This window comes from Mycobacterium alsense (assembly GCF_002086635.1).
GTDB lineage: Bacteria > Actinomycetota > Actinomycetes > Mycobacteriales > Mycobacteriaceae > Mycobacterium > Mycobacterium alsense.
In genome coordinates this window covers 26,299-42,780 of sequence record NZ_MVHD01000037.1, presented here as the reverse complement: position 1 = coordinate 42,780, position 16,482 = coordinate 26,299, and the positions used below count along the sequence as shown (strand labels likewise).

Genomic DNA, 16,482 nt, shown 5'->3' with positions numbered 1-16,482 from the left:
TCACTACATCAACGGCGTTTCGCCCCCGGCGGACGGAGCGCGCACCCGTAGTCTCCGAAGGTCATGAGCGAAGAACGCGAGCTGGTCATCGTCGCCGGCTACCAGGATCTCGATTCGGCCCGTCGAGACTTCGAAACCCTGACCGAGCAAACCAAGGCCAAGCGCGTCGCGGTACGCGGCGCGGTGCTCGTCGCCAAGGACGCCGAGGGGAATCCGGTCCTGGTCGACACCGGCAATCGCCTGGGCCGCCGGGGCGCCGCGTGGGGGGCCGGGGCGGGGCTGGCCGTGGGCCTGTTCTCACCGGCGCTGCTGGCCTCGGCGGCGGTGGGCGCGGCGGCCGGGGCGCTGGCGGGCACGTTCGCCAACCACCGGATCAAGAGCGGCCTGGCCGACAAAATCGGCCAGGCGCTGTCCGCGGGCAGCGGCCTGATCATCGCGGTGACGCCGCCCGCGGGCCGGCTCGCCGTCGAGCAGGCGCTGGCCGGGTCGCCGATGAAATCCGTTGCGGAGCTGAGCCGTTCAACGCTGCGAAGTCTGGGCGCGGCGCTACAAGAGGCGATGGGAAAGTTCAACCCCGACCGCACCCGGCTGCCGCTGCCGCCGCGCGCCTTCGGCGGCACCGTCGGTCGCACCATGGCCGACTCGGTCGGTGACTGGACCATCGTGCCCGGCCCGAAGGCGCCCGACGGCGCCCCGAACGTGCTGATCGTGCTCATCGACGACGCCGGGTTCGGCGGGCCGGACACCTTCGGCGGCGCCATCGCGACCCCTACGCTGACCCGCGTCGCGCGAAACGGCCTGGCCTACAACCGCTTCCACGTCACCGCGGTGTGCTCGCCCACCCGTGCGGCGCTGCTGACCGGGCGCAACCACCACCGGGTTGGCTTCGGATCGGTGTGCGAGTTCCCCGGACCGTTCCCCGGCTACTCGACGGTCAGGCCGCGCAGCTGCGCCTCGCTGCCGCGCATCCTGCGCGACAACGGCTATGTGACCGGCGGTTTCGGCAAGTGGCACCTGACACCCGACAACGTTCAGGGCGCGGCGGGGCCGTTCGACAACTGGCCCCTGGGTTGGGGATTCGACCACTTCTGGGGATTCCTGAGCGGCGCCGCGGGCCAGTACGACCCCATCATCACCCAGGACAACTCGGTTATCGGCGTGCCGCAGGGCGGGGACGGCAAACCCTACTACTTCCCCGACGACCTCACCGACAAGGCCGTCGAGTGGCTGCACGGCGTGCGCGCCCAGGACGCCGAGAAGCCGTGGATGATGTACTACTCGACCGGCGCCACCCACGCGCCGCACCACGTGTTCAGCGAATGGGCCGACAAGTACCGCGGCAGGTTCGACGAGGGCTGGGACGTCTACCGGCGCGAGACGTTCGAACGCCAGAAGCGTCTCGGGATCATCCCGCCCGACGCCGAGCTGACCGAGCGCCCCGACCTGTTTCCGGCCTGGGACAGCTTGTCGGACAACGAAAAGAAGCTCTACGCCCGCCAGATGGAGGTGTTCGCGGGGTTTTCCGAGAACGCCGACTTCAACGTCGGCCGGCTGCTCGACGCGATCGAGGAGCTCGGCGAATCCGACAACACGCTCGTCTTCTACATCTGGGGCGACAACGGCGCCAGCATGGAGGGCACGGTGACCGGCTCGTTCAACGAGATGACGTTTTTGAACGGTCTCGTTCTCGACGCCGAACGTCAGCTGCAGCTCATCGAGGAGTACGGCGGGGTCGCCGCGCTCGGGGACGAGTTCACCGCGCCGCATTTCGCGAGCGCGTGGGCGCACGCCAACAACACCCCGTTCCAGTGGGGCAAACAGATGGCCAGCCACCTCGGCGGCACGCGCGACCCGATGGTGGTCGCCTGGCCCAGCCGCATCCGGCCCGACGGCAAGGTCCGCAGCCAGTTCGCGCACTGCATCGACATCGCCCCAACCGTTTTGGAGGCCATCGGTTTGCCGCAGCCGGTCGCGGTCGACGGCATCGATCAGGAGCCGATGGACGGAACCAGCTTCGCCCACACCTTCGACGCGGCGGACGCCGAAGAGCGCCACACGGTGCAGTACTTCGAAAACTTCGGCAGCCGCGCCCTTTACCGGGACGGATGGTGGGCCTGCGCCCGGTTGGACAAGGCGCCGTGGGACCTTTCGCCGGAGACGCTGCAGCGATTCGCGCCCGGCAACTACGACCCCGACGACGACGTGTGGGAGCTGTACTACCTGCCCGACGACTTCTCCCAGGCCCGCGACTTAGCCGCCCAGCGGCCCGACAAGCTGGCCGAGCTCAAGCGGCTGTGGTGGGAGGAGGCCGAACGAAACCGTGTGCTGCCGCTGCTGGGCGGGATCGCGGTGATGTTCGGCAGCCTGCCGCCGCTGCCCACCACCACGCGGTTCGCCTTCAAAGGCGGCGTGCAAAACATCCAGCGCGGCATGGTTCCACGCATCTTCGGCCGCTCGTACGCGATCGAGGCGCGCCTGGTCGTTCCCGACGGCGGAGCGCAGGGCGTCATCGTCGCCAACGGCGATTTCATCGGCGGCTTCGCGCTGTGGGTCGACGACGGCGGGCGGCTGCACCACACGTACTCCTATCTCGGCGTGGACACCTACCGGCAGGCGTCCACCGAGCCGATCCCGACCGGGGACGTCACGGTGCGGATGCTGTTCGAATCGGACCGGCCGGTGCCGGGCTCGGGCGGGCGGGTCACGCTGTGGGCCAACGACCGTCGGATCGGCGCGGGTGAGATGGCCAACACCGTTCCGCTGGCCTTCACCTCGTACGCCGGGATGGACGTCGGGCGCGACAACGGCCTGGTCGTCGACCGCGCCTACGAGGCGCGCGCCCCCTACGCGTTCACCGGCACCGTCAGGGAGGTCGTCTTCGACCTCAAACCCGTTCACCCCGAGGCGGAGCGGGCGCTGCACGAACACGCGTCGGTCCAGGCCGTCGGGCGGGGCGCCGCCGGCTGAGGCCGAAAGTCACTGCGGCGATTGGACGGCCGGCGCCCCGGAGAGCCCGGCCTCGAGTCCCCGATCGATCTGGTCGGCGACGGAGGACCCATCGCTGGAAACCGTCTGCGAGCAGCTGCAGTGGATTTCGCCGAAGACGCTGGGATCGGCGCCGACCGGTGCTGCCATCGCCACCGCCGCGCCGACCGCAACGACGGCGCCGACAAGGATTTTCGATGCCATCCCGAAATCGTAGGCGCCCCGAAGTCGCGCCAGCGCAAGCGCGGCGTTGCGGTTTCGTTAAGACGCGTGCCTCGGGCAGTACGCCCGGATGCTCGCGCCGACGAAATACCCCGCGTGGAAGCCGTCCAGATCGGTGTTGCTCATCACGGACTGGGCGACCTGGTTCGGGGTCTTGCCGATATCGAGTTCGTCGCAGACCTCGTGGCCGGAAATGATGGCCTGCTGGGGCGATCCGAAATAGATGCCCTTCGCGTGCAGCGCCGCCAGGAAGGCGTCGTCGGCCGCGTCGGCGTGCGCGGCGGGGGGCGTCGCCGCCAGGGGAGCCACCGCGGCGGCCGGCCCCGCCAGGAGCGCTGCGAGGAGCGCGGCGCGGACGCTTGCCATGTCGCATCCTCCCTCACGGCGCAGTCGGCCCCCAGCTTCGCACAACGCAACCATTCGCCGAATGCGATCGCGGCAACTGCCGCAGGGAGATCGAGGCCGTCGGGCCCGTCAGGAGGGAATGTCCGCGTACTGCGGGCAGTAGGCGCGCTCGGAAACGGCGACGAAGAACCCGGAGTGGTCGCCGTCCAGGGTGCTGCTGTTCATCACGTCCATCGCGATCTGGTCCTGGGTCTTACCCAGGTCGAGCTGGCGGCAGACCAGGTGGCCGGCCGCGATCGCGGAAGCGGGGGTCTCGTGGGCGATGCCGTGCGAGTGCAACACCCTGATGAAGGCGTCATCGTTGCCGTCGGCGTGGGCGGTCGGGGCCGGCGCCAGGAGGCCAAGCAGCGCGGCCGCCGGGACGAATCCGGCGGCCAACACCGACAACAGCGGGCGGAGCCTGCGGGTTCGGGTGTTCGCCATGCGTGCAGACTCGCCCAGAAAGGTTGCGAGCAGGTTACGGCTGGGCATCGTGTCATGGTCGCGGACGTTTCAAGAACCGCAAATATTTACGAGCACCGCGACGTTAAATCGGTGTTCGCCCCCGCCGACGCGCCTGACCGGCCCGCCTCCGTCGAATCGCGGCCGCGCTGGGTAGCTTGACGGCATGCCGTATATGCGCTGGTTGTCGCTCGCCGTGCTGGCGATGTGCTTGGTCGGCTGTGGTGTGCGTCACGTGGCGGCGGCGGGCGCCCGGGATGTTGTGGGCACGTTGCGCTCCGGCGGCATGGACCGCACCTACGCTCTGCACCTGCCGCCGGGCGATCCCGTCGGCCTGGTGCTGAGCCTGCACGGGGGCGGCGGCACCGGAAAGGGGCAGCGGGGCCTGACCGATTTCGACACCGTGGCCGACGCCCACGACCTGCTGGTGGCCTATCCCGACGGTTACGACAAGAGCTGGGCCGACGGGCGGGGGGCGTCGCCGGCCGATCGCCACCACGTCGACGACGTCGGGTTCCTGGTCGCGCTGGCGGGCAAGTTGCAAACCGACTACCACATCGCACCCGGGCACGTCTTCGCCACGGGCATGTCGAACGGGGGCTTCATGTCCAACCGGCTGGCGTGCGACCGCGCCGACGTCTTCGCCGCGATCGCGCCGGTGGCCGGGACGCTGGGCGTCGGCGTGTCCTGCCACCCGTCACGCCCGGTGGCCGTCCTCGCGGCGCACGGGACCGCCGACCCGCTGGTGCCGTTCAACGGCGGGAAGGTGCGCGGTCGCGGCGGGGTCAGCCACGCGATCGCGGCGAAGAGCATGGTGGACACGTGGCGGTTGGCCGATGGGTGCCAGGGTGATCCGTCGTCGCAGGTGCTGGCCAACGTCGGGGACGGCACCGTCGTGCACCGCTTCGATTCCACGGCGTGCGCCGCGCCCACCGCGGTGGTCTTCTACCAGATCGACAACGGTGGGCACACCTGGCCGGGAGGCAAACAGTATCTGCCGCAGGCGATTATCGGTCGCACCTCGCGCGCGGTGGACGCCTCGGAGGTGATCGCCCAGTTTTTCCTCGCCCACGCCCGCGACTAGCGATACGTGGGGCAGTACGCGGCGACGGCCGCGCCGACGAAGTATCCCGCGTGATAGCCGTCCAGCCCGCTGTTGGCCATCACCTCGTTCGCGATCTCCGGCTTCTGTTTCCCCAGGGCCAGTTCCCGGCAGACCTGGTGTGCGGCGGTGAGCGCGGCCTGCGGCGACGAGAAGTCGATGCCCCTGGCCTTCATCGCGCTCAAAAACGCGTTGTCCATCGCGTCGGCGTGCGCGGCCGGCGCTGCGGCGAGGCCGAGCAGCGACGGGGCCACGAGCAGGCCGATCAACAGGGCGCGGTGGATCACCCCGAGATCATCGCATGCCGGTCGCCGGTGCGCGAAAGTTGCTTCACCGCTGGCAAGACGGGCACCAGTAGGTGACCCGCTCACCACCGCCGTCGTGGCGGATGCGCGTGCCGCACCGACGGCAGGGCTGACCGGCCCGGCCGTAGACCCACAGCTGCTTGCCATGCCGGGTATCTCCGGTGGTGCAGCGGTTCCACCGAAACCTGTTGGTCCACAGCATGTCCCGGGCGCGCGATACCAGCCGGCGGGGGTCGGTGACCGCGCCGACCGGCGCGGTGGGCAGATGGCCGCTGACGAAACATATCTCGTTGCAGTAGACGTTGCCGATCCCGGCCAGCACCCGTTGGTCCAGCAGCGCCTCGCCGATCGGCCGGTCCGGGCGCGCGGTCAGGTTGGCGGCGGCGCGCGCCGGGTCCCAGTCGCTGCCCAGCAGGTCGGGACCCAGGTGCGCGACGGCCTCGCCGTCCCGGTCGCGCTCGAGAATCTCCAGCACCCCCAGGTCGACACCGACGGCGCGAATACCGTTGGCCTCCAGCACGATTCGTGCTCTATGGTCCACCCGCACCGGCCGCTCGCCGACCCGCCAGCTGCCCTCCATCTTCAGGTGCGAGTGAATGCTGGCCCGCCCGGCCCGGATGAACAGGTGCTTGCCGCGGCTGACCACGTCGTCGACCACCTCCCCGGTCAGGTCGACCGTCGCGAACCGCGGCACCCGGACGTCGCAACGCGTCAGCGTGCGCCCGGCCAGGTGCTGCCGCAACATGGCCGCGGTGTGCCAGACGGTGTCACCTTCGGGCATTTCTCACCGCAACCGCATTCCGCGTGGGGTGCGGGCGAATCCGGCTTCGGCGAGCGCGGCCACCGCCGCCTGCGGCGCGCCGGGCTGCAGCGCCGGGGTCCCGTCGACGCGTTCGACCAGGATCGAAGCGACCCGGCGGGCGGCGACCAGTTCGGCCAGCGCCCCGGCCGCGGCGTGGTCGGCCGCGGGATCGTCGGTGAACGTCAGCAGCGAGCGCCCGCCGCGCTCCAGAAACCAGGCCAGCCCGCCGTCCACCAGCACGACGAGCGCGCCCGCCTTGCGGCCGGGGCGCGCGCCGGGGGTCTCGGTGCCGTTGCCGGGGGCCGGCCAGGGCAGGGCGGCGCCGTAGGGGTTGGCCGGGTCGGCGGCGGCCAGCGCGACGGCCCGGTACTCGGGTCGCTCCGGGTCGATCCCGTCGCTGTAGCTGCGCAGCAGGTCGACGGTGGAGGCGACGGCGAACTGGGCGCCGCCCAGCGACTCGACGAAATAGCCGCGCTGGCACCGCCCGGCCTCCTCGAACGCGCTCAGCACCTTGTACAGGGTGGCGAAGCCGCCCGGCACGCCCTCGGCGGCGACGGCGCCCCGGGTCAGCACGCCGTGGCGGTTCAGCAGCAGCTCCGCCTGGTAGTGCGCCCGCACGGTGGAATCCGGCTCCGGCGCCGGCAGCGCGGACCACCGCCCCGCCACGGCCGGGTCGGTGCTGCGGTGCTGGGCGTGCGCGACGCTGTAGCGGCTCAGCCGCGGCGGCCGGCGCGTCCGGTGCGCCGGCTGGGAGGGCCGCGCACGCTTGCGGGCGCCCGAGCCACCCAGCACGGCGCGCACCGGCGCGAAGGTGTCACCGGTGATCCAGCCGGCCCAAACCAGTTCCCACAGCGCGTCTTTGAGCGCCGCGTCGGTCTGCATGGCGGATGCGCCGTTCTGGGCGAGCTGGCGGAAGAAGTACGCGCCCCCGCCGGCGAGCATGTCCAGGATCGCGCGGTGGGCGTCGGTGAGGTCCAGCGCGGCGGGGCCGGCGAGGGTCAGGGGCGCCGACTCGCTGGTGTGCAGCGCGATCCAGCCGTCGCTGCTCGAGATCGGCCCGGCCCCCGACCAGGTGACCTCGCCGGTGGCGAGCAGCTCATCGAGCAGTGCGGGGGAGTAGTCGCGGACCCGCGGCGCCAGCACCAGCGGTTCGATCGCCGACGCCGGCATCCGCACGCCGGCGAGCTGGTCGATCACGGACATGAGTCCGTCCAGGCCCCCCTGGGTTGACCGGCCGGCGGGGTCGACGCGATGCCAGGCCGGCAGGAACCGCCCGTAGGCGGCGGTGCTCACCGGCTCCACCTGCGCGCGTAGCGCCGCCAGCGAACGTCGCCGCAGGATGCGCAGCACCTCGGTGTCGCACCACTGCTCGGCCCCGGCTGCGCCGCCTTCCGGGGCGGCCCCGGGCGCGACGACGAAGTCGCCGCGCACGAGCCGCCCGTCCGCGGCGAGCCGGCCCAACACGTCGGCCGTCACCCGCAATCCAAGGCCGAACCGGCCGGCGGCCTCGGCCGTGGTGAACGGGGTGTGCGTACGCGCGTAGCGGCCCAGCAGCTCGCCCAGCGGGTCGGCCACCGACTCGGTGAAGGCGGCCGGCACGCCCAGCGGAACCGCGGCGCCGACCCCGTCGCGCAACAGCCCGATGTCCTCGGCGGCCACCCACCAGGTGCGGCCGGCGAACGACACGGTCAGCGCGCGCCGGGCGGCGCGCAGACCCTCCAGCCAGCCCCCGACGCCGGCGCCACCGGCGCGGGCGGCGACCTCGTCCTCGGTCAGCGGGCCCAGCAGCCGCAGCAGGTCCGCCGCCCCCTCGGCGTCGCGCGCGGCCCGGTCGCCGGTCAGGTGCTGCAGCTGGCGGCCGGTCGCGGCGATGACGTCCGGGTCGAGCAGCTCGCGCAGCTCCACCCGGCCGAGCAGCTCGGCCAGCAGCGTGCTGTCCAGCGACAGCGCCGCGGCGCGGCGCTCGGCCAGCGGGGTGTCGCCCTCGTACATGAACGCCCCGACGTAACCGAACAGCAGCGACGCCGCGAACGGCGAGGGCCGCGCGGTCTCGGCCTCCACCACCCGCACCCGGCGCTGGGCGATGCCGGCCATCAGCCCGACCAGCGCCGGCACGTCGTAGACGTCCTGCAGGCATTCGCGGATGGTCTCCAGCACGACGGGGAAGTCGGGGTACTTGCGCGCCACGTCGAGCAGCTGGGCCGCCCGCTGGCGCTGGTGCCACAGCGGCGAGCGGCGGCCCGGGTGCCGCCGGGGCAGGAGCAGCGCGCGCGCCGCGCACTCGCGGAACCGCGACGCGAACAGCGCCGAGCCGCCCACCTCGGCGGTGACGATGGGGTCGATCTCGTCCGCGTCGAAGACGAACAGTTCGGCCCCGGGCGGGGCGCCGTCCCCGCCGGAGAGCCCGGTGTCGGGCAACCGCACCACGATCCCGTCGTCGGAGGCGGTCGGCTTCTCGTCGATGCCGTAGCGCTCGCGCAGCCGGCGGCCGACCGCCAGCGCCAGCGGCCCGTGCACCCGCAGCCCGTGCGGCGAGTGCAGGATCACCCGCCAGTCGCCCAGCTCGTCGCGGAACCGCTCGACCAGCAGCGTGGTGTCGGTCGGCACCACCCCGGCGGCGCTTCGCTGCTCGTCCAGCAGCCCCCACAGGTTGTCGGTAGCATACGCGTCGAAACCCAAAGTGGCGCAACGCTTGTCGAATTCCTGGCGGTTCAGCGCCGCCAGCTCGCCGGTGAACGCGCCGAGCGCCGCGCCGAGCTCGGCCGGCCGGCCGACGTCGTCGCCGCGCCAGAACGGCAGCCGGGCGGGCTGGCCCGGCGCGGGGATCACCAGCACCCGGTCGTGGGTGATCTCGACGATGCGCCAGCTGGTGGCGCCCAGCGAGATAACGTCGCCGGGGCGCGACTCGTACACCATCTCCTCATCGAGTTCGCCGACTCGCGAAGGCCTCTCGGCATCGGTGGCCAGGTACACGGTGAACAGCCCGCGGTCGGGGATGGCGCCGCCGGACGTGACGGCCAGCCGCTGCGCGCCGGGCCGCGCGGTCAGCGTGCCGGCGTCGCGGTCGTAGACCAATCGCGGGCGCAGCTCGGCGAATTCGGTGGACGGGTACTTGCCGGACAACAGGTCCAGGGTCGCCTCGTAGACGCTGCGCGGCAGCGTCGCGAACGGGGCGGCGCGCCGCACGGTGTCGAACCACTGGTCGGCGTCCAGCGGCTCGAGCGCGGCGGCCGCCACGGTGTGCTGCGCCAGGATGTCGAGCGGGTTGGCGGGCACCCGCATCGTCTCGATCTGGCCGGTGAGCATGCGCTGCACGGTCACCGCGCACCCGATCAAGTCGGTGCGGTGCTTGGGGAACAGCACCCCCCGCGAGACCTCGCCCACCTGGTGGCCCGCCCGCCCGATGCGCTGCAGGCCGCTGGCCACCGACGGCGGCGCCTCCACCTGGATCACCAGGTCGACGGCCCCCATGTCGATGCCCAGCTCCAGGCTGGAGGTGGCCACCACCGCCTTGAGCAGCCCCCGTTTGAGGTCCTCCTCGACCAGGGCGCGTTGTTCCTTGCTGACCGACCCGTGGTGGGCGCGCGCCAGGATCGGCTCGGCGCCGTAGGTCTGCCCGCTGCCCATCAGGTGTGCGGGGGCCCCGCCCGCCACCTCGGAGTTGGCCTCGGTGGCGAGCGTGAGCCCGCAGCGCTCGGCGTGGATCTCGTTGAGCCGCGCGGTGAGCCGCTCGGCCAGCCGCCGCGAATTGGCGAACACGATCGTCGAGCTGTGCGATTCGATCAGGTCGACCAGCCGCGCCTCGACGTCGGGCCAGATGGTGTTGTTGGCCAAATTGGCCATGTCGGGCACCGGCACGGCCACCGCGAGCTCGAGGGTCTTGCCCGACGGCGGGGCCACCACGGTTGTCCGAGCGGTCGGGCCGGCGCCGGACAAGAACCGCGCCAGCTCCTCGGGCGGGCGCACCGTCGCCGACAACCCGATGCGCTGGGCGGGCGGGCCCTGCCGCAGGTCGTCCAGCCGCTCCAGCGACAGGGCCAGGTGCGCGCCGCGCTTGCCGCCGGCGATCGCGTGGATCTCGTCGACGATGACGGTTTGCACGCAGGCCAGCGTCTCGCGGGCGGCGGAGGTGAGCATCAAGAACAGCGACTCGGGGGTGGTGATCAGCACGTCGGGGGGGTGGGCGATGAGCTGGCGGCGCGTCGCGGGCGGCGTGTCGCCGGAGCGGACCCCGACGCTGATGTCGGGCGGCGGCAGGCCGTGGCGCTCGGCGATCCTGGTGAGCCCCGCCAGCGGGGTGCGCAAGTTGCGTTCGACGTCGACCGCCAGCGCCTTGAGCGGCGAGACGTACAGCACGCGCGTGCCGGCCGGCCTTTCGGGCGCGGCGGCGAGGCGGTCCAGGGCCCATAGGAACGCGGCGAGCGTCTTGCCGGACCCGGTCGGGGCGATCACCAGCGTGTTGTCGCCGCCGGCGATGGCCTCCCAGGCTTGCGCCTGCGCGGCGGTCGGTGCCGCGAAGGTGCCGAGGAACCACTCCCGGGTGACGGCGCCGAACCGGGTTAGGCCGAACCGGGCCAGTGGGTCAGGGGTGCTCACCCAACCATGGTGCCAACAGACACCGACAGGCACTCACAGTTGCGCGGTGGCCATCGCCTCGGCGAGGTCGGGCGGAATGTCCGGGATGCGGACGATGGCGTCCAGCAGCGCGTGCGCACACGCGTCGGCGAGCTTGTCGGCGTCGGAGGTCGGGTCCATGATCCGCTGCCGGCAGATCTCGAAGGTGAGCGCCAGCCAGCCGTGCAGGATCACGCGCAGGTGCCGCTCCACTTCGGGCTTCAACTTCCGGTCCGGGGACTGGGCCACCAATTCCTCGATCCGGCTCATGATGTGTTCCATCTGCCGGTTCTTGGCGTCGTCGCTGACCCCGAGCAGCACCGGGTCGGACCGGCCGAGGCCCACGTACGCCGCCCACGCCGACTCCGGATGCTGCTGCTGGTAGGCCATGTAGGCCAGCACACCCAGCTTGAGCTCTTCGAACATCGTCAGACCCGCTGGACGCAGCTGGTTGGTGGCCTCGTGCAGCCGATCGGCCTCGTCCTGGACGACCGCGGCGAAGAATGCCCGCTTGTCCGGGAAGTAGTGATACATCAGGGCGCGGGACACCCCGGCCCTTTCGGCGATCTCGTCGATGCGGACGTCGTCATACGGCCGCTTCCCGAAAACCTCCGCCCCCAGAGCGAGCAGCTCCGCTCGGCGGTCCTCAGGGGATAACCGCCTCCTGGCTGTTGCCATGTGTCAGATAGTACTCACGGGCCCGCATACCCCATGACGACCGGCTGCCGAGGCGTCTCAGCTCGCCTTGGTGTGGCGCACGCAGAACCGGAACGCGTACCACGAAATCTCCGCCTGCAGGTCCGCCTTTTCCAGGAAGCCCTGCCAGTCCTGGCGGCGGAATCCCCGGGCGATCGAGATCATCCCGTCGGAGCGGATGATGTGGTGCCAGCCCATCAAGCGGGCCAGGACGGGAAAGCCGTAGTACGCCAGCGAGTGGCGATGCAGGTCCGCGATGTGCCAGCCGTACACGGAGTTGGTGTCGAGCCAGGTCAGCAACTCGACGACGTCGTTGTCGCCCAGGTGATGCGCGACCTGCGAGCTGACGATGAAATCCGCCGGCCGGTCGGGCTGGTAGGAAAAAACGTCGCCCGTTCGGTAGTCGATGGACATTTCCGGGGGCGTGGCACCGCGTGCGGCGGCGGCGCTTCGGGGATTGGAGTCGATGCCCGTCAACCGCGCCTTCAGCCCGCGCCGGTCCGCCCACCGGGCAATGGCGCGCAGCAAATCGCCGTCACCGTAGCCGACGTCCAGCACCGAGAACGTCGCGCCGGCCGGCAGCGCCCTCGTGGCCCGCGCCAGCCAGCGCAGCGTCGGGCGGTGGGCGAAAGTGAGGCGGTTGACCACGGCCAGTTCGGCCAAGCAGCGCTGGTAATCAGCTAAATCGAGGGCGGCGTCGTCGAGCACTTCGGGCACCGTGCTGCGTATCGAGAGATCCATTCACCCTTCCTCGACGCTCCCGGTAAGTCTGACCGGCCGTGAGCCAACCCGGCAAGCGGCTGAATGGTATCCGCAACGGGGCTTTTGGCGAAATCGCGGTCAGCCGAAGTGAACGCCCTGAGCCAGCGGCAACGCGTCGGAGTAGTTGACGGTGTTGGTGGCGCGGCGCATGTAGGCCTTCCACGCGTCCGAGCCCGACTCCCGGCCGCCGCCGGTCTGCTTCTCCCCGCCGAACGCCCCGCCGATCTCCGCGCCGGACGTGCCGATGTTGACGTTGGCGATCCCGCAGTCGGACGCGTCCAGGAAACGCTCGGCCTCCCGCAGGTCGGTGGTGAAGATGGCCGAGGAAAGCCCCTGCGGCACCCCGTTGTTCAGCGCGATCGCATCGTCCAGGTCGTCGTAGGCCAGCACGTAGAGGATCGGCGCGAACGTCTCGGTGGCCACGACGGCGGTCTGCGCGGGCATGCGCACCAGGGCGGGTTCGACGTAGTAGGCGCCGGGGCGGTCCGGGACGTGCCGGCGCTCGCCACCGATGACGTCGCCGCCGTCGGCGCGCGCCTGCTCCAGGGCGCCCACCATGTCGCGGTAGGCGGTCTCGTGGATGAGGGGACCGACCAACGTGTCCGGCGCCGTGGGGTCGCCGATCGGCAGCCGCCGCAGGGCGGTCGCCACCCGCTGCGCCACCGCGTCGGCCACCGAGCGGTGCACGATCAGCCGCCGCAGGGTGGTGCAGCGCTGCCCGGCGGTGCCCGCGGCGGCGAACACGATCGCGCGCACGGCCAGCTCAAGGTCGGCCGACGGCGTCACGATGGCCGCGTTGTTGCCGCCCAACTCCAGCAGCACCCGGCCGAAGCGGGCGGCGACGCGGGGGCCGACGGCCCGGCCCATGCGCACCGAGCCGGTCGCCGAGACCAACGCCACCCGGCCGTCGTCCACCAGCCGCTCGCCGAGGTCGCGGTCGCCCAGCACCAGGCCGCTCACCGCCGCGGGCGCGCCGACGTCGGCGGCGGCCCGGCTGATCAGCGCCTGGCAGGCCAGCGCCGTCAGCGGCGTCAGCTCCGAGGGCTTCCACACCACGGTGTCCCCGCACACCAGCGCCACCGCGGCGTTCCACGCCCACACCGCGACGGGGAAGTTGAACGCGGTGATCACGCCGACCACGCCGAGCGGATGCCAGGTCTCCAGCAGGCGATGCCCCGGGCGCTCCGAGGCGATGGTCCGGCCGTAGAGCTGGCGCGACAGGCCCACGGCGAATTGGCAGACGTCGATCATCTCCTGCACCTCGCCCAGCGCCTCGGATTCGATCTTTCCCACCTCGACGGTCACCAGCGTCGCCAGCTCGGCCTTGTGCCGGGCGAGCAGCTCGCCGAGCCGGGCCACCAGGGCCCCGCGCACCGGGGCCGGCGTGCCGCGCCACACCGAAAAGGCCTGCGCCGCACCGGCGACCGCCAGGTCGGCGTCATCGGCGGTGGCGGGCGCGACGGTGAACAGCACCTCGCCGGTGATCGGGGTGCCGGCCGGCAGCCCCGGTTCGCCCGGCTCGCCGAGGCGTGTCCCGGCGCCGATCGCCGCACACGCCTCGCGCGCCTTGGCCCGCAGCCGATCGGAACTCATTTCGATGCCTCCTCGTAGAGCGCGTACGGGTCATGGATGTCGCGGGCGATGGCCCCGGCCAGCCACTGCGCGCCTCGACCTCGCCGAACCGCACGCGGACACCGGCGATGTCGGCAGCGCGGGATCGCACAGCTGCCGGCGCCCGAGCAACGTCTGCACGCGGGCGCGCAGGTCGGCCGGGAAGTAGCCCCGGTCGCGGGTGGCCAGCATGGACGTGAACCCCGGAACGGGTTGCGCGCCAGTTCTTTTGGATCGACGGGCCGATACGCCGTCGACACCGGAACCGGCGAGGCGGCGCGTCGCAGGTCGTAGTAGCCCACCGGAAACATGCCGAAGGCGGCGAACAGGTCGGCCACGGCGGCCAATTCGGCCGGGCCGCCCACCCGGATGGCGGCGTGCCGCTCGGCGGTCACGCGCCGCGGCGAGTCGTAACGTTCGGCGTCCGGATGGCGCGCCACGTGGTCGGCGTTGACCCGCTCGCTGACCTCGACCAGCGTGGCGTACGCGGGCACCTCGGCGGCGTACATGGCCGACAGTCCCGCGGCGAAACGCGCGCGCAGCCGCCAGGGCCGCGGCGCCTCAGCCCGTTTCACGGCGCGACCTCCGGCGTGGCGGGCTGCGATAGTCTCCGGCCATGAGTGAGTCGCTCGACGACGTCGACCGCATCCTGGTGCGCGCGCTGGTCGCCGACGGGCGCGCCACCCTGGCGGAGCTGGCCGCCGACGCCGGCCTGTCGGTGTCGGCGGTGCAGTCACGGGTGCGCCGGCTGGAGTCCCGCGGTGTCGTGGCGGGGTATTGCGCGCGGATCAACCCCGAGGCGGTCGGGCACCTGCTCTCGGCGTTCGTGGCCATCACCCCTCTGGATCCCTCTCAGCCCGATGATGCTCCCGCCCGGCTGGAACACATCGAGGAGATCGAGGCGTGTCACTCGGTGGCCGGCGAGGAAAGCTACGTCCTGCTGGTGCGGGTGAAGTCGGCGCGGGCGCTCGAGGACCTGCTGCTGCGCATCCGCACCACGGCCAACGTGCAGACCCGCAGTACCATCATCCTCAATACTTTCTACAGCGACAGGCAATACATACCATAATTTTTCCTGTCGATAGCCAGTAACACCGTAAAAAGCAGCTATTCTGGCGGTATGAGCGCCGCCGCGAACCCGCTCGTCCTGGTCGACCCGAACGCGGAACCCGACCGGGACCCCGCGCGCGACCCGAACCGCGTTCGTGACGTGCTCTCCCGCAGTGTGCTGGCCGACGGGTTCGACATGGTGCTCGACCTGACGCGCTCGTCCGGCTCGCACCTGGTGGACGCGCGCGACGGCCGGCGCTACCTCGACATGTTCACGTTCTTCGGCTCGTCGGCGCTGGGCATGAACCACCCGGCGCTGGCCGGCGACGAGGAGTTCCGGGCGGAACTCCTCGACGCGGCGCTGAACAAGCCCAGCAACTCCGACGTGTACACGGTCGCGATGGCCCGCTTCGTCGCAACGTTCGCGCGGGTGCTGGGCGACCCGGCGTTGCCGCACCTGTTCTTCGTCGACGGCGGGGCGCTGGCGGTGGAGAACGCGCTCAAGGCCGCGTTCGACTGGAAGAGCCGGCACAACGAAAGACGCGGTATCGACCCGGCGCTCGGCACCCGCGTGCTGCACCTGCGCGGCGCATTCCACGGGCGCAGCGGCTACACGCTGTCCCTGACCAACACCAAGCCCGTCGCCGTGGCCCGCTTCCCGAAGTTCGACTGGCCGCGCATCGACGCCCCGTACCTGCGGCCCGGCCTGGGCGCGGCGGGCACGGCCGCGCTGGAGGCCGAGTCGCTGCGACAGGCCCGCGCGGCGTTCGAGGCCCACCCGCACGACATCGCGTGCTTCATCGCCGAACCGGTCCAGGGCGAGGGCGGGGACCGGCACTTCCGACCCGAGTTCTTCGCCGCGATGCGCGAGCTGTGCGACGAGAACGACGCGCTGCTGATCTTCGACGAGGTGCAGACCGGCTGCGGCCTGACCGGAACCCCTTGGGCCTACCAGCAATTGGGCGTGGCGCCCGACCTGGTGGCGTTCGGCAAGAAGACCCACGTGTGCGGCGTGATGGCGGGACGGCGGGTCGACGAGATCGCCGACAACGTCTTCGCGGTCAGCTCCCGCATCAACTCGACCTGGGGCGGCAACCTCGCCGACATGGTGCGCGCCCGCCGCATCCTCGAGGTGATCGAGGCCGACGGGCTGTTCGGCCGCGCCGCCCAAGCCGGCCGCTACCTGCGTGCCCGGCTCGACGAACTCGCCTGTGACCTTCCCGGGCTCGTCCTCGACCCGCGCGGGCGCGGCCTGATGTGCGCGTTCAGCCTGCCCACGTCCGCCGACCGCGACGAGGTGATCCGCGGGCTGTGGCGGAGCGGCGTGATCGTGATGCCGTCGGGGGAGGACGGGGTGCGCTTCCGCCCCGCGCTGACCGTTTCGCGCGCGGAGATCGACGCGGCGATCTCCGCCGTGCGCGCCGCCGTGACCGCGGTGGCCAGGTCCTGATGGCGTTTACCGGGGTTTACCGCCGGGTATCTGTCCC

13 protein-coding genes and 1 pseudogene are annotated in these 16,482 nt (G+C 71.7%); 4 read left to right on the top strand and 10 right to left on the bottom strand.

The genetic code is table 11. The features are described from left to right. The first annotated feature begins 63 nt into the window (after nt 1–63). Nucleotides 64–2,967 (top strand): arylsulfatase, encoded by a 2,904-nt coding sequence (locus BST11_RS18865; protein ID WP_083139409.1) that lies wholly within the window; start codon nt 64–66, stop codon nt 2,965–2,967. A gap of 9 nt (nt 2,968–2,976) precedes the next feature. Here the strand turns inward: BST11_RS18865 and BST11_RS18860 are convergent, their stop codons facing one another. From BST11_RS18860 to BST11_RS18850, 3 genes are all read right to left on the bottom strand, one after another. Next, a complete protein-coding gene (locus BST11_RS18860) occupies nt 2,977–3,189 on the bottom strand; it encodes a hypothetical protein (RefSeq protein ID WP_083139408.1) in 213 nt (70 codons plus the stop codon). Nucleotides 3,190–3,246: 57 nt separating this feature from the next. Next, nucleotides 3,247–3,573: a DUF732 domain-containing protein gene (locus BST11_RS18855; RefSeq protein ID WP_083139407.1), complete on the bottom strand. Its 327-nt coding sequence runs from the start codon at nt 3,571–3,573 to the stop codon at nt 3,247–3,249. A 108-nt stretch (nt 3,574–3,681) separates the two neighbouring features. Then, nucleotides 3,682–4,035, bottom strand: coding sequence for a DUF732 domain-containing protein (locus BST11_RS18850; protein ID WP_067318965.1), 354 nt, complete (start codon nt 4,033–4,035; stop codon nt 3,682–3,684). Between the two features lie 184 nt (nt 4,036–4,219). On the opposite strand from BST11_RS18850, the gene BST11_RS18845 reads away from it, so the two are divergent. Then, the gene (locus BST11_RS18845; protein WP_083139406.1) at nt 4,220–5,137 is read left to right on the top strand and encodes a CE1 family esterase; all 918 of its coding nucleotides are present in this window, start codon (nt 4,220–4,222) and stop codon (nt 5,135–5,137) included. Here the strand turns inward: BST11_RS18845 and BST11_RS18840 are convergent. The 7 genes and pseudogenes from BST11_RS18840 to BST11_RS18810 all read right to left on the bottom strand — a co-directional run. Beyond that, the gene (locus BST11_RS18840; protein ID WP_244897705.1) at nt 5,134–5,442 is read right to left on the bottom strand and encodes a DUF732 domain-containing protein; all 309 of its coding nucleotides are present in this window, start codon (nt 5,440–5,442) and stop codon (nt 5,134–5,136) included. The two genes, BST11_RS18845 and BST11_RS18840, sit on opposite strands and share 4 nt — an antisense overlap. 43 nt (nt 5,443–5,485) lie before the next feature. Beyond that, nucleotides 5,486–6,241, bottom strand: a complete 756-nt coding sequence (nei2, locus tag BST11_RS18835; protein ID WP_083139404.1) for an endonuclease VIII Nei2 — start codon at nt 6,239–6,241, stop codon at nt 5,486–5,488. Between the two features lie 3 nt (nt 6,242–6,244). Next, entirely contained in the window at nt 6,245–10,840 is a 4,596-nt protein-coding gene (locus BST11_RS18830; protein ID WP_244897707.1) for an ATP-dependent helicase, read from the bottom strand. A gap of 51 nt (nt 10,841–10,891) precedes the next feature. Further along, entirely contained in the window at nt 10,892–11,554 is a 663-nt protein-coding gene (locus tag BST11_RS18825; RefSeq protein WP_083139402.1) for a TetR/AcrR family transcriptional regulator, read from the bottom strand. 57 nt (nt 11,555–11,611) lie between these two features. Further along, entirely contained in the window at nt 11,612–12,313 is a 702-nt protein-coding gene (locus BST11_RS18820; protein WP_083139401.1) for a methyltransferase domain-containing protein, read from the bottom strand. A 99-nt stretch (nt 12,314–12,412) separates the two neighbouring features. Beyond that, nucleotides 12,413–13,927 (bottom strand): L-piperidine-6-carboxylate dehydrogenase, encoded by a 1,515-nt coding sequence (amaB, locus tag BST11_RS18815; RefSeq protein WP_083139400.1) that lies wholly within the window; start codon nt 13,925–13,927, stop codon nt 12,413–12,415. A 114-nt stretch (nt 13,928–14,041) separates the two neighbouring features. Further along, a pseudogene (locus BST11_RS18810) lies at nt 14,042–14,454 on the bottom strand (2-oxoadipate dioxygenase/decarboxylase family protein); the annotation flags it as partial. A gap of 107 nt (nt 14,455–14,561) precedes the next feature. Here BST11_RS18810 and BST11_RS18805 point away from each other — a divergent pair. Continuing rightward, complete coding sequence (locus BST11_RS18805; protein WP_083139399.1) at nt 14,562–15,014, top strand: Lrp/AsnC family transcriptional regulator; 453 nt, start codon at nt 14,562–14,564, stop codon at nt 15,012–15,014. Between the two features lie 51 nt (nt 15,015–15,065). Further along, nucleotides 15,066–16,445 (top strand): L-lysine 6-transaminase, encoded by a 1,380-nt coding sequence (gene lat / locus BST11_RS18800; RefSeq protein WP_083139398.1) that lies wholly within the window; start codon nt 15,066–15,068, stop codon nt 16,443–16,445. Nucleotides 16,446–16,482 lie beyond the last annotated feature (37 nt).